At 66.9% G+C, this 13,405-nt stretch carries 9 protein-coding genes and 4 pseudogenes; 3 read left to right on the plus strand and 10 right to left on the minus strand.

Translation table 11 applies throughout. The annotated features are described in order from the left end of the window. Positions 1-126 precede the first annotated feature (126 nt). The 5 genes and pseudogenes from EBE87_RS29910 to EBE87_RS22145 all read right to left on the minus strand — a co-directional run. A pseudogene (locus tag EBE87_RS29910) lies at positions 127-279 on the minus strand (ATP-binding protein); the annotation flags it as partial. A 490-nt stretch (positions 280-769) separates the two neighbouring features. Beyond that, a pseudogene (locus EBE87_RS29915) lies at positions 770-2,050 on the minus strand (recombinase family protein); the annotation flags it as partial. 181 nt (positions 2,051-2,231) lie between these two features. Further along, positions 2,232-2,885 carry an IS21-like element helper ATPase IstB gene (istB, locus tag EBE87_RS22135; RefSeq protein WP_120636353.1) on the minus strand — a complete coding sequence of 218 codons (654 nt, stop codon included), beginning with the start codon at positions 2,883-2,885 and terminating at the stop codon, positions 2,232-2,234. A gap of 12 nt (positions 2,886-2,897) precedes the next feature. Beyond that, positions 2,898-4,448, minus strand: coding sequence for an IS21 family transposase (gene istA, locus EBE87_RS22140; RefSeq protein ID WP_120636354.1), 1,551 nt, complete (start codon positions 4,446-4,448; stop codon positions 2,898-2,900). A gap of 142 nt (positions 4,449-4,590) precedes the next feature. After that, entirely contained in the window at positions 4,591-5,589 is a 999-nt protein-coding gene (locus tag EBE87_RS22145; protein WP_158600776.1) for a YncE family protein, read from the minus strand. A gap of 415 nt (positions 5,590-6,004) precedes the next feature. Here EBE87_RS22145 and EBE87_RS28745 point away from each other — a divergent pair, with 415 nt between their 5' ends. After that, a complete protein-coding gene (locus tag EBE87_RS28745; RefSeq protein ID WP_147425908.1) occupies positions 6,005-6,202 on the plus strand; it encodes a hypothetical protein in 198 nt (65 codons plus the stop codon). Between the two features lie 230 nt (positions 6,203-6,432). Here the strand turns inward: EBE87_RS28745 and EBE87_RS22150 are convergent. The 4 genes and pseudogenes from EBE87_RS22150 to egtB all read right to left on the minus strand — a co-directional run. Further along, positions 6,433-6,783, minus strand: a pseudogene (locus tag EBE87_RS22150) (transposase family protein); the annotation flags it as partial. A 459-nt stretch (positions 6,784-7,242) separates the two neighbouring features. Beyond that, a pseudogene (locus tag EBE87_RS29920) lies at positions 7,243-7,717 on the minus strand (IS5 family transposase); the annotation flags it as partial. Positions 7,718-7,787: 70 nt separating this feature from the next. After that, positions 7,788-8,747, minus strand: coding sequence for an L-histidine N(alpha)-methyltransferase (gene egtD, locus EBE87_RS22160; protein WP_120636358.1), 960 nt, complete (start codon positions 8,745-8,747; stop codon positions 7,788-7,790). Next, positions 8,744-9,952, minus strand: a complete 1,209-nt coding sequence (gene egtB, locus EBE87_RS22165; protein WP_120636359.1) for an ergothioneine biosynthesis protein EgtB — start codon at positions 9,950-9,952, stop codon at positions 8,744-8,746. Before egtB ends, egtD begins: the two co-directional genes overlap by 4 nt. Positions 9,953-10,227: 275 nt before the next feature. On the opposite strand from egtB, the gene EBE87_RS30520 reads away from it, so the two are divergent. Beyond that, a complete protein-coding gene (locus tag EBE87_RS30520; protein ID WP_120636360.1) occupies positions 10,228-10,419 on the plus strand; it encodes a transposase in 192 nt (63 codons plus the stop codon). A 236-nt stretch (positions 10,420-10,655) separates the two neighbouring features. On the opposite strand, the gene EBE87_RS22175 is transcribed toward EBE87_RS30520, so the two are convergent. Next, complete coding sequence (locus EBE87_RS22175; protein WP_120636361.1) at positions 10,656-11,594, minus strand: LysR family transcriptional regulator; 939 nt, start codon at positions 11,592-11,594, stop codon at positions 10,656-10,658. A 160-nt stretch (positions 11,595-11,754) separates the two neighbouring features. Here EBE87_RS22175 and EBE87_RS22180 point away from each other — a divergent pair, with 160 nt between their 5' ends. Continuing rightward, a complete protein-coding gene (locus EBE87_RS22180) occupies positions 11,755-13,335 on the plus strand; it encodes an ABC transporter substrate-binding protein (RefSeq protein WP_120636362.1) in 1,581 nt (526 codons plus the stop codon). Positions 13,336-13,405 lie beyond the last annotated feature (70 nt).

A 13,405-nucleotide genomic window follows, 5' to 3' on the forward strand; every position in this document is an offset into this window, starting at 1 on the left:
TGCGGATTCCGGCGATGTCGGCCGCCTGTTCCGACGCGATGTCGGCACCTGATTCCGATTGATGTCGGCCGGGGTGGCCGCTCGTCACCGGGCTGATTGTTGTCTCCATCGGGTCTGTGTTTCTGGTCAAGCCTCGATTGGTTGAGCGCCCTGCTTTCGCCGCAGGCTGTCACCGCGCAGCTGGATGCGATGGGCGTTGTGGACCAGGCGATCGAGGATGGCGTCGGCCAGCGTGGGATTGCCGGTGATCAGGTCGTGCCATCGGTCCACCACGTGCTGGACAATGTGGTGAAATTCGTGGCGAGGCAGGGTTATCCCCTGGCCCGGGGTCGACACGGAACACGACCCGGATGCTCGGGCCATCGACCTCAATCCGCCGCACGAGGGTGCGGACGATGTCGCGTCGGGTTGCCCAGTCCGCCTCGTCCAGCCGGTCCCGGACCAGGGCAGCGAAAGATTCCAGCTTGCCGATGACGAGCTGGATGGACCGGGCCTGTTCGGCGGTGTCGTGGAACGCCTTGGCTTCGATCTCGAGCTTGGCGACCCGTTGGCGCAGCCCCGCCAGTCGCGGCTCGAACTCCGTCTTGTCGATCATGCCTTCGGCGTAGCTGTCGATCAGCCGGCCAACGCCGCCACGCAGCTTGGCGAGCTGGCGTTCCACCGTTTCCAGCTCGGGCCGGCGTGGTCCGGTGAGCACGGCCTGCAGGCGCCGCTGGTACTCCCCCATGACGCGAGCCGGATCTTCAAGCAATCCGCAAACCTCACGCCAGACGGCCGTATCGAGCTGTTCGACGCGGATGCCCTGGGCGCGGCACCGGCGCTGGCCGTCGAGGCGGTCTCTCTCCGTCCCGGTGCAACGATAGTAGTGATACTTGCCCTCGTTGCTGGACTGGCGCGAATAGCGCGTTTGCCGACGGCCGCAGAGCGCGTAGCCGCATTCCTGGCAGACCAGCAGGCCCTGCAGCAAGTAACGCGCCCCTTCCAGGCGCTGGCGCCGGCGATGCCGGTTCTCATCCAGCTGCTCCCGCACGATCTCGAACAGCGCCGCATCAATGAGGGGCGGGACCGGAATGATGATGCGGTGCTCGGGCGGAGCCGGGATCTGGCGGGACGGGCGCTTGGGAACAGGCGCGCGGCCGCGCGCCGGGCGCAGCGGCGGACGCCAAAGCACCGAGGCGGTCTTGCCGAACTGGGCCTGACCGACATAGGTGGGGTTCGACAGCAAGGTCCAGACCATGCTGCGGCCCCAATGGGCCTTGCCGGACGGGCTGGGCACGCCAGCCTCGAGCAGCCGCTGGCATACAGCGGCCAAGCTGATGCGTTCCTGGCCGACCCAGCCGAAGATGCGACGGACCACCGCGGCCTCGTCCTCGGCCACCTCAAAACGCACCGCCGCGTGGCCGGCCTCACGACCGACGTAGTGATAGCCATACGGAGCGCGGCCCAGCACGCTGACCACGCCGGCCTGGGCAAGGTGACGCTTGCCGCGCCGGCTGCGCTCGATGATGCGCGTCCGTTCGTATTCGGCAAACATCCCTTGAAGCTGCAGCAGCAGGGTGTCCTCCGGGGTCTGCCCGATGGGTCGGTTGAGAAACATGATCTCGGTGCCGGCACGTGCGAACTCCTCGACCAGCACGGCCTGGTGCGCATAGGAGCGGGCCAGGCGATCGGGCGCGTGCACGTAGACAACGTCGACCGCCGCCATCGCCGCGAGATCGCGCAGGCGCTCCAGGGCTGGCCGGATCAGGCTGGCACCGCTGTGACCGTCATCGAGGAAGCGCAGTTCGGGCGCGACCGCGTGGCCGTCCGCGGCCGCGCGTGCCAGCAACGCCTCGACCTGGCTGCCGATGGTGTGACGCTCAACCTGTTGGTCGGAGGACACCCGGGCGTAGATCGCCGCCCGGATCGGCGCCACGAGCCGGACCCGCACCGAGGCCGTTGCTTGCCGCTGCTGCATCACCCGTCTCCTCTCTCCTGTGTGCCGCCGGTACAGGACGGACTGGGCGCGACAGGGTCGGCAGGAGCCGTTGGTAGCCCTGCGTGAGCGCATCCCGGCCGCCTCGTCGCGGCTCGAAGCTCACCTCCAGGCTGAACCGCGGCTCCATGCTGCGCTGCCGGGCCATCACCGCCTCCACCCTTGCCCGGCCTGTCCTGCCGGAACCGGAATATGGGGGCCTCGACCGTCGCACGCAGCCGCCTAATCGGGGGACGAAGTTCCTCCCGCGAAAGGGTCAGCACCAGCCCAGGCGGGTATTTTGCCACATTGTCCAGCACGTGACGGGAACCTGGCTGGTGATCAGCGTAGCGCCGCGGCCGTAGCGATCCTCGGCGAGTTCCAGCAGGTCGCGCTGCTGTTCCGGGCCGAGCGGCTCGAGGCCCCAGTCATCCAGAATGAGCAGCTTCACCGCACCGAGGGTGCGCATCAGCCGGGCATGCCGGCCGTCGCCGCGGGCCAAGCCGAGTTCGGCGAACAGCCGCGGCACCCGCTGGTAGAGCACGGAGTGATTGTCGCGGCAGGCCTTCTGGCCGAGGGCGCAGGCCAGCCAGGACTTCCCGACGCCGGTCGGGCCCTCGATGATCAGGTTCTCCCGGGCCTCGATCCAGCCGCCCTGGGCGAGCTTTTGGAACAAGGCGCGGTCGAGGCCGCGGCTGGTCCGCCAGTCGATGTTCTCGACGCTGGCCTGGTGGCGCAGCTTGGCGAACCGCAGCCGGGCCTTGAGCCGGCGGTCGTGCCGCTCGGCGATCTCGCGGTCGAGCAGCAGGCCGAGCCATTCGGCCGGGGCGAGTTCGCCGCCTTGTGGATTGGCCTGCAATTCTTCGAAGGCTCGCGCCATGCCGGCGAGGCCGAGCTGGTGGAGCTGGTCGAGGGTGGGGTGGGTCAGCAAGGCTGGTTCTCCTCAGTGGTAGTAGCCAGAGCCCCGGATGTTGGGGTGCAGCAGCGGCAGTTCCTCGCTGCCGCGCGTCGGCTGCGGCGCCGGCTGGCGATCAAGGCCGTGCTGCAGGATCGATTGAATGGAGCCGTAGGACCGGGCGCCGATTTCCAGGCCACGCGTGCAGGCCGCCTCCAGCCGGTCCCGCCCGTAGGCCCGCAGCAGCCGCAGGATGCCGAGGCAGGCGCGGAACCCCTGCTCAGGATGCGGCCGGCTTTTGAGAATGATCGCCGTCAGCGCCGCGGTGGCCGGGCCGATGGCGGCGGCCTCGCGGCCGATCCGCTCGAGCGTCCACTCGGCATGGCGCCGGTGGGCCTGCGGCATGTGCTCGGCGAGGGTGGTGTGCCGGCCACGCAGCCCGCCGCGGAGATGGACCGCAACGCGCTCGCCCTGATGGAACAGCTCCACTGTCCGGGCGGTGACGCGGGCCTCCACCTGCTGGCGCAGCAGCCGGTGCGGCACCGAGTAATAGTGGCCATCGACATCGACGTGGTAATCGAGCCCAACACGGCGGATGCGCCATTCGGCATAAACGAAAGGCTCGGCTGGCAATGCCGCCAGGGCGGGCCGGTCCAGTTCCACGAACAACTGGTGGCGGCTGACCCCGAGCCGACGCATCGGCCGGGTGTTCAGATCCGCCAACAGGCCGGAGATGGCCGCGTTCAGCGCCGCGAGCGAGGCAAACCGCTGGTGCCGGAGGCGGGCCAGGATCCAGCGCTCCACCACCAGCACGCCAGCCTCGACCTTGGCTTTATCCCGTGGCCGGCGTACCCGTGCCGGCAGGATGGCAGTGCCGTAGTGGGCCGCCAGGTCGCTGTAGGTCGGGTTGAGCCCGGGCTCGTACCAGTTGGCCCGCAGCACGCCGCTGCGCAGATTGTCCGGCACGATCTGCCGCGGCACCCCGCCGAGGAACTCCAGCGCCCGCACATGGGCGCCAATCCAGTCCGGCAGGGTCTGCGTCCACACCGCCTCGGCGTAGGTGTAGTTCGAGGCGCCCAGCACGGCGACGAACACCTGCGCCGTGCGGACCTCGCCCGTGCCAGGGTCGATGACCTCCACCGTCTGCCCCGCGAAGTCGACGAACAGCCGCTCCCCGGCCGGGTGGACCTGCCGCATGGTCGGCGACAGTCGCCCCTCCCAGCCCCGGTAGAGCTCGCACCAGCGGCTGTACTGGTAGCCGCCAGGGGTGATGGCCCGGTACTCGTCCCACAGCAGCATCAGCGTCACGCCAGGCCGGCGCAGCTCCCGGTGCACCTCCGCCCAATCGGGCTCAGCCTTGCGCCGCTGTCCGGCAACCGCCCCGCCGCCGGCGAACAGCAGCGCCTCCAGCGCGCCATCCGTCAGCGTCACCGGCAGTGGCCAGCCCAACCCAGCCGCCGCTGCCCGATCCAGGCACAACCGCGCCGTGCTCCGCGCCACGCCCACCGCAAGACCGATCGCTCGGTCAGAGGCGCCCGCCTCGTACTTCAGCCGCAAAATCTCTCGCACTCGTCGCATCGACACTCTCTCGGCTGGCATCCGGGATCCCCCTCGCGTCCAGCGAGAAGAGAGCCCCAGAGCTCGCCCAGCGGTCGAGCAACCACCCACCCCTCAGGGGTGCCGACTTCAAATCGGAATGGCCGACTTCGTCTCGGAAACACCGGCCGACTTCAAATCGGAATCAGGTGCCGACTTGCTCCGGAATCCGCAGCGTGCGACCGTCGCGAGAGAAGGCCATGCCCTGAACCCAGTCACCAGCTGATGCCTCGGCCACCACACGGAGCCGGCCATTTTCTACTTTGAGCAGCTTCACCAGCGCTCGCCCTCGCAACGGGTCGCCCGCTGCCCGGCTTGAACCGTTATGCACCACGACAACAGCATGCACCCCGTCGGGACTGGCCAGGACGCCCTCGGGCGTTGGCCCTGCGGATACAGTGTCGACGGTGCGGAACGGCTCGCGCGACACATCTACCAGGCTTACCGTGTCCACATCTCCGGTGTTGTTGACGCTGCGGCCGACATTGCCGACCACGGCCCAGCCGGCTGGGGACACGGAAACGGAGTAGGGCCGGAGGCCTACCGTAATGTCACGGTCGAGTTTGGTCACCGCGTCCCCCGCGATGTGCAGCACCGAGACAATGCTGTCATTGTCCCGTGTCACGAGCGCATGCATTCCATCCGGGGTGAAGGCGACGGCTGAAACACCTGTCGTGGCGGCGCCGATTGGCACGGTGCTCGTGACGCTGACGCGGCCGCCGGCGATGCGCAGCACGGAAACGGTGCCGGCATTGCGGTTGGCCACCAATGCCAGCGTGCCTGCAGGGTTGATGGCAATGCCGGATGGGCCTGCCCCAACTTCCAGTACTTCAACCACCTTCGGCGGTGACGCCTTCAGGTCGACCACTGAGACGCGGCTGTCAGGCACGACCTTGCTGGCATCTGCAGGGTCGATCTTCTCGGCCGAGGTCGCCAGCGCTAGACTTTCATCCGGCGTCAAGGCGATGGAGTTGGGCGGGCCAACAACGGAATGCGGAGCCTGGACCTCGCCTAGCAGGCGGGGCTCACCCTGACCGAATTCAATCACCGCTAGCGTGTCGGGCTTGGCATCCCGGACTACACTGTTGACGCCATTTATCAACGCGCGCTTGTTGTCGTTGCCGGAGACCGCGATCTCCGCCATGGCCGCATGGCTCAGCGTCAGTGCTGCCCCAGCCAGGATAGCTGCTTTCCGCATCACGTTCGTCCCTGAACATTGTCAAAGAGGATCTGCGTCCCCTTCGTAGTCTCGTCCTGGCTTGCCGTAGGCGGCAAGCATAGACTTCTCACGACACTGCAAACTGAGGAGCCTCTTGCCAGGCTGCCGCCATCATGGCGCTTGGCAGAGGCACTGGCCATGGTGCATGGGAAACGCCAAGCAGGTGGGAGTGGACTTGGAAGGCGCGCCATCCCACCCGCACCAGACACGTTCGGGCCAGACCTTTCGCCGCCCTCTGGCCAGTCTTATGGTATCCCGCTGGTCTCAGCGGGATTGGCGATGTAGAGCCTCATGATCCCTAACGTGCCAGTCCTCCACGATCTAGCCGTCCACCACGCGCATGATGTCTGTCGTCGGCACTGTCACATTGACGGTCTGTGGGCTCACCGCGGCCGGTAGCCAAGATGGGGGAATGATGCCTGAGCGCACGACCTATCCCAGTTACCGCTTCCCGGCCGAGATCATCCACCATGCCGTTTGGCTCTACCACGTCCTCAGCCTTAGCCTGCGTGATGTCGAGCTGATTTTGGCCGAGTAAGCCGTTATGGTTGCGCACGAGAGCATCCGGCGCAGGTGCCTGAAGTTCGGCCGGGGCTTTGCATCCAGGCTGCCCCGGCGAAGGCCAAGCCAGGTGAGACCTCGAATTACCCATCGCTGCGCAGCTTTCCCGAACAGGATCGCCACCTCAGGTCGTGAAGTGCCTCTGCTGACCCGCCTGGGTCACCGGCCCCGGGGCAGCCGATGCCGCTCTTCGTGGGGGCTGCGGCGCTATGCGGGCGCAGTTCGGGTGCCGAGCCACGCCAGGCGGTTGAAGTTGTAGGCGAGATTAGCCATGCCGATCTTCACCTGGGCGCGGGCCAAGCCGCTGGTGCCCACGAAGAGTGCCATGCGATGCTTCTGCGCGGCGAAGATATGCTCGATGCTGGAGCGGATCCGGGCGCGTGAGGCATTGGCCTTCGCCTGCGGCTCAGAGAGTTGACGCCGCGGTGGCCGGCGGAACTGGATCCTCTCGGACAGGCCGCGCCGCTCCAGCACCTCCAGATTGCGCTTCGTGCGGTAGGCGGTGTCGGCCAAGACGTGGCTGGCGGTGTTCTCGGGGTCGAGCAGGGCTGGAAAGCTGCGGCTGTCGTGCTAGGCGGCATCGGTCACCGTCCAGCGGCGGATCAGCCCGTGCCGCCGGTCGATGCCGATATGTGTAGAAGTATGGACTTGATCTGACGGTCACCTGATCGGCGGTCGGGCGTGTCCGATCCGGTGCCTGTGTCTGACGCTACTGTGCCTGCAGCGTCTGTTCCTGGGCAAGTGGCGAGGCAGCCAGGAAGGTCTGCATGGGCGTTTTGCCGTAGCACCACCTGCCTTGGTGTGACCGCGCCTCGTTGTGCTCGGCAAGCCAGGCGTCGCGGTCGCGTTGCAGCTCGTCGCAAGCTCCAGGTCTCGGCAAGTCTGGGCAACCGATACCCCACGCTCCCGGCCCAACTTTACCGCCGAGAGGTTGAACTTGCGGCCAAATATCCTTCGTCCCATCCTAGGGACTCCAATCGGGTGAAAACCTTATCCAGGTGTCCACCAGACCGGCAGCAACTCATTGAGCATCAGGGCTGCGCCCTTGTGGTCGCTCATCTGACCTTCGGAGAGCAACATGACAAGGGGACGACCCTGCCCGTCCGGGACCACGTGCGGCTTGGAGTTCAGGCCGCCCCGGTGTGCCCGCCACGGCGGGGATCAGCCCCTTCTCGAGCCGGCTGGCCGCTGTGCGGTGGGCCTTGAACTGCGTGGCATCGATCATCAGCCGCTTCGGCTGCCCTTGCGCCCGGCCAGCCCCACGAAGATGCGGTTGAAGACGCCCATGCGGTTCCAGCGGATGAAGCGGTAGAGGGTCTTGTGCGGCCCGTACTCGGCAGGCGCGTCGCGCCAGCGAAGGCCATTACGGATAGCATGGATGATGCCGCTGACGACCCGCTGGTCGTCCACCCGCGGCACGCCATGCGAGAGCGGGAAGGAGCGCGAGATCCGCTCGATCTGCGCCTTACGTGAGCCAGAACAGGTCGGCCATGGCAGCACCTCCGGCCACCATGGCATCACAGCAGGATCAAAGCGCAAGAGGCTCGTTGATAGGTCTTGATCTAGCTCTCCAACAGCCAGACCGAGAACTTGCCTCCAGGATCCGTCCACATGGTGATTGCCTGCCATCCAGCGGCCTCTGCCAGAGCGCGCAGATGCTCGGGATGGTATTTGTGGCTGCTCTCGGTATGGATGCTGTCCCCGGCGGCGAAGCGGAAGACGCGGCCGCCCAGTCGAACGGACTGGGCGCGCCGCGCAACCAGATGCATCTCGATTCGACTGGCTGCGGCGTTCCAGCGTGCTTCATGGCCGAAGCCGGAGAGGTCGAAATCCGCGCCCGCCTCGCGATTAAGACGGGCCAGCAGATTGAGGTTGAAGGCCGCAGTCACACCGGCGGCATCGTCATAGGCCGCCTGCAGCACCCTGATGTCCTTCACCAGATCGGCGCCCAACAGCATGCGCGCCCCGGCACGCAGGCTGGTGCGGGCGCGGCGCAGAAAGGTGACGGCCTCCGTGGGCTCGAAGTTCCCAATGGTGGAGCCAGGAAAGAAGCCGAGATGCGTGGTGCTGCCCTCCGCCCGTCCGGCGAGGTCGAAGGGCTGGGTGAAATCCGCCACGACCGGCTGCACCCGCAGTGCGGGAAGGGCCTCGGCGACGCGGGAAGCCGCGGCGGCCAGCCATTCCGGGGCGATATCCACGGGCAGGTAGACCACCGGTGCATCCAGTTGCCGGAGCAACTGCACGGCCTTGGCGCCATCGCCCGGACCGAACTCCACCACCGCCGCACCGGGCCCGACCGCGCGGGCGATCTCCGGCCCGCATTCCTCCAGAATTCCGACCTCGGTCCGCGTTGGGTAGTATTCTGGAAGGTTGGTGATCGCCTCGAATAACCGCGTGCCCTCGGCGTCATAGAGCCACTTGCAGGGCAGGGTCTTGCGCATGGCCGACAGACCGGTCAGGGCATCCGCCATCAGGGCGGCGCGCTGCGGCTCGGCCGGGTCGCGGGACAGGGCGCCACTCATGCCGCGTCCTCCGCCAGCCGCAGGGTGCTGAACTGCCAACGCGCCCCGGCCGCGAAGAAGTTGCGGTAGCTTGGACGCGTATGCCCTGGCGGTGTCGCCAGGGAGCCGCCGCGCAGCACCATCTGGTTGATCATGAACTTGCCGTTGTATTCGCCTACCGCCCCGGCCCAGGGTTGGAAGCCGGGATAGGGACGATAGGCGCTGCCGGTCCACTGCCAACCGACCCCTTCCGCATTGGCGAAGCCGGGCAGGGTGGTAGCCGCCGCTTCCCATTCCTGCTCCGTCGGCAGGCGTTTGCCGGCCCAGCGGGCGAAGGCATCGGCCTCGTACCAGGAGACGTGGCAGACCGGGCTTCCGGGCTGCACCGCGCGGAGCCCGCCGAGGCCGAACTGCATCCACTCGCCGTCACGCTCTTCCCAGTAAAGCGGCGCTTCCCAGCCTTCGGCTTGGCACATGGCCCAGCCCTCACTCATCCACAGCAGCGGCTCGCGGTAACCGCCATCCTGCATGAAGGCCAGCCATTCGCCGTTGGTGACCAGTCCGTCGGCGATGCAATAGGGCGAGAGATAGGCCGGGTGCCGCGGCGCTTCGTTGTCGAAGGCAAAGCCGTTCCCGCCATGGCCGATCTCCACCAACCCGCGCGGGCCATCAAGCATCCGGGATGGCCCGGCCGCGGCGGGCGGTGGCTGCCACGCCGCGTCATAGGCTGGCCGCAGCGGATTGGCGCTGAGAAGATGGAGGATGTCGGTCAGCATCAGTTCCTGATGCTGCTGCTCATGCTGCAATCCGAGTTCGAGCAATGCCGGAACCTCGGGCGGCGGGTCGCGCAGCAGGGCGGCCATGCCCTCGTCCACGGCGGCACGGTATTCTGCCACCTCGTCGCAGGAGGGGCGCGTCACCATGCCGCGCATGGCGCGGGCATGGCGCGGCCCGGCAGCCTCGTAATAGGAGTTGAACAGGAAGGCGTACTCCTCCCGCACGCGGCGATAGCCGGGCAGGAAGGGCAGCAGCAGGAAGGTTTCGAAGAACCAGGTGGTATGCGCGCGGTGCCACTTGGCAGGGCTAGCATCGGGCATGGATTGCACGACCTGGTCTTCGGGTGACAGTGGCGCGGTCAGTGCATCCGTCCTGGCCCGCACGTCGCGATAGCGGGCCACCAGCGCGTCCGCACCGGTTCCAGCCGCCTGACGGTGGATGACATTCATGGCGTCGCTCTCCCCAGGTCGCATTCGGATCAGCCAGCCAGGCAACAAGTCCTATCGCAATGGCCGGAAAGGCGCCGAAGCCGAGCAGCATGATCGATTGCTCGGTGCAACCGGCTAGCTCCCTATCCGGGAACGTTGCCGAGGCCGGGAGGTTGCGAATGAAGGCCGCTCCTAAGCTGGGCTGTGACTGATAACCTACTGCATAACGGCTGAGGCGGGGTGAGCGACGGAGGTTCTGCGCGTTTCGGGAGCGTTCGAAGCTTCCGAGGCTGCTCATGTGGACCCCCGCAGCCCGCGTGCAGCTTGCGCGTGGGACCATCTCCTATTCAAGCTGCCTGACTGATGCTGAATGGAGCGCTAGTGCGGCCTTCATGCCGGCGTCCGGCCAGACCGGGCGCCCCCGCCAGTGGCCAATGCCCCTGATCACGGACGCCTTTCTGTATGTACTGCGCACCGGCTGTGCCTGAGCGCATCTGCCTCGCGACTTGCCGCCGCCTGGCACGGTGCACCGCTGGTTCCTGCGCCTGGCCCGGAGCGGCACCCGCTGCCCAAAGCCGGCAACCAGCCGGGTCAGCAGGGGCACGTCATGACCTGAGGCGACAACCCTGTTCACGAAACCTGCGCAGCGACGGTACTTCGAGGTGTCCGGCTGTCTGAAAACTGCCGCCTCAGCCACGAGGCAGCACCCGTTCCGGCCAAACAATCACTTTCTCAACGGCATTTCAGGATAGCCGACGCTGACAGCTCCCCTGCGAAAGTGCTGCGTCACGAGCTTGAGAAGGCCTTCGATGGCTGGCATCAGGCGCACCCCGTCCTGTGTGAAAAGATGCACTTCCGACTTCTCAAAGAGGTCGGACTTGAGCTTTGCGCATCCCAGGATGCCTTCGGCGTATTCGCGCTCCACGCTTCTCCTGGCCAGGAAGGTGACTCCGCTGCCGGACAGCAGGTAGCTCCGGAGCGCGGAGAGCGAATTGGTCTCGAAGCTCGGATGGATCTTCACCCCTTCTAAGTACTCGGCGCTCTGCACCAGCTTCCGCAGGCCGTAGCCGGGCAGCAGGAGGCCGACAGGATGGGCGGCCACGTCTTTGAGTGTCAGGCCCCCGTGCATCTGGAGCAAAGGGTGCCCGGCCGCGGCCACCAGTTGAACCGGCACGGGCCGACGCGCCCACAGCTTCAGCCTGGCCTCGGGGGTCGGGTTATAGGCCAAGCCGATATCCAATTGCCCCTCCGACAGGCCAGAAATAATCGCATCGACCGAGAGCGCCTCGACCTGCACGCGGACGCCGGGATGCGTGGCCAGGAAGTCGTGGACCGGATGGGAGACGAAGTCGTTAAGGTAGCCTTCGCCGACCCCCATCCGCACAATTCCGGCTTGCGCGCCCCGCATCGCCTCAAGCTTGGCCCCCAAGGACGTCGCGCTCTCCTGACGTTCCTCGAAATAGTCGCGGATGGCCAGGGCAGCTGGGGTCGGGACCAGAGACCGCCCACGGCGCTCGAACAGGGGCAGTCCGACCTCGCTCGCCGCCTTCGCCAGGTAGCGGCTGATGGCGGCGGGGTCGACCCTCATGACCTCCGCCGCCGCCCGGACACCACCGTCCTTGACCACGCGGTACACCGCCTCGGCACGTCTCTCATCCAGCACGTCGGACCACCAACCGTTGACTCTATGGCAACAAACTAACCTTCTCGTGCTGTTGATTCCACCGGGCGTGGTTCCCTAGCATGCTCGCAATCATCGCGATTGCATAACGCAGCGCAACGCCAGCTACCGGACTTCCACCCCACTGATGAGCAGGTAGAGCATGCAACGTCGGTCCTTTCTCGCGGTCGCAGCGGGTTCAGTTGCCAGTCTGTCCCGCCCCGCCCTGGCACAAGGGCAGCGCAACACGCTCCGCTTCGTGCCGCAGAGCGACCTGACGGTGATCGACCCTGTCTTCACCACCGCTTACGTTACCCGCCATCATGCCTTGATGATCTGGGACCAGCTCTATGGCCTGGACAGCAACCTTCAGCCGCAGCCGCAGATGGTGGAGGGTCATACCGTCGAGGATGATGGCAAGCTCTGGACCTTCACCCTGCGGCCGGGCCTGAAGTTCCATGACGGCGAGCCGGTGCGGGGCCGTGACTGCGTAGCCTCCATCCGCCGCTGGGCCGAGCGCAACGCAGAAGGCGGCACCCTGATGGCCCGCGTGGCGGAGATCACCGCGCCCGCCGACAACCGCTTCGTGATCCGCCTCCAGAAGCCTTACCCCGGCATCCTGAGCACCCTGGCGCGCCTCGGTCCTCCGGCGCTGATGATCATGCCCGAGCGGATCGCGCAGACACCCTCCAGCCAGCAGATCAAGGAGTTGATCGGCTCAGGCCCCTTCCGCTGGAAGGCGGACGAGCGGATTGTAGGCGCCAAGGTGGTCTACGAGAAGAACCGCGACTATGTGCCCCGTCAGGGCGGCACGCCGAGCTGGGCGGCAGGCCCTAAGGTCGTGCATGTGGACCGGGTCGAATGGACGGTGATGCCGGACCCCGGCACGGCCATGAGCGCGCTACAGAACGGTGAGGTCGACTGGTGGGAGAACCCCCCCAACGACCTGCTGCCGCTGCTGGAAGGTTCCCGCAGCCTGAAGGCACGACGCAGCAGCCCCCTCGGCATCGTCGGTACGGGCATCTTCAACCACCTGCACGCGCCCTTCAACAACCCGGAGATCCGCCGGGTGGTGATGGAGGCCTTCTCGCAGGAGGACTGCATGGCCGCCGCCGCCGGGGAGCCCAGCATGTGGCGCGCCGGTGTCGGCGTGTTCCCACCGGAAACGCCGATGGCCAACGACGCCGGAATGGCGGCGATCACCGGCCCGCGCAACCTGGAAGCGTCGAAGAAGGCCCTGCAGGCCGCCGGTTACAAGGGCGAGCGGGTGGTGCTGATGGCGGCCAGCGACAACCCGGTGCTGGCCGCCTTGGGCGAAGTGGCCAACGACGTGCTGCGCCGCCTGGGCATGAACGTCGACTACGTGGTCTCGGATTGGGGCACGCTGGTCCAGCGCCGCGCCAGCAAGGCCGCACCCGAGGCAGGCGGCTGGAACATGTTCCACACCACCTGGTACGGGCTGGACCTGATCAACCCCAGCGTCAGCCAGATGCTGCGCACGGCCGGAGGCCAGACCTATTTCGGCTGGCCGGACATCCCTGAACTTGAGGCGCTGCGCAATGCCTGGATCGACGCGTCCGACCTGGCGGAGCAGAAGCGGCTCGCGCGCGACATCCAGGCCCTCGCCCTGAAGCAGGCCGTCTACATCCCCACGGGCCAGTACTTCAACATGACCGCCTATTCGGCGAAGCTGGAGGACGTGCCCGACGGCCTGCACGCCTTCTGGAGCGCCCGCTTCACCTGACCGGCCGGGCGCCGCCATCACTGCGCCCTTCCTTTTCCTTTCACGTCGACTAGGCGGCGCCGCGGCAGCG

The organism is Teichococcus wenyumeiae (assembly GCF_003696345.1).
In the GTDB taxonomy this organism is placed as follows: domain Bacteria; phylum Pseudomonadota; class Alphaproteobacteria; order Acetobacterales; family Acetobacteraceae; genus Pseudoroseomonas; species Pseudoroseomonas wenyumeiae.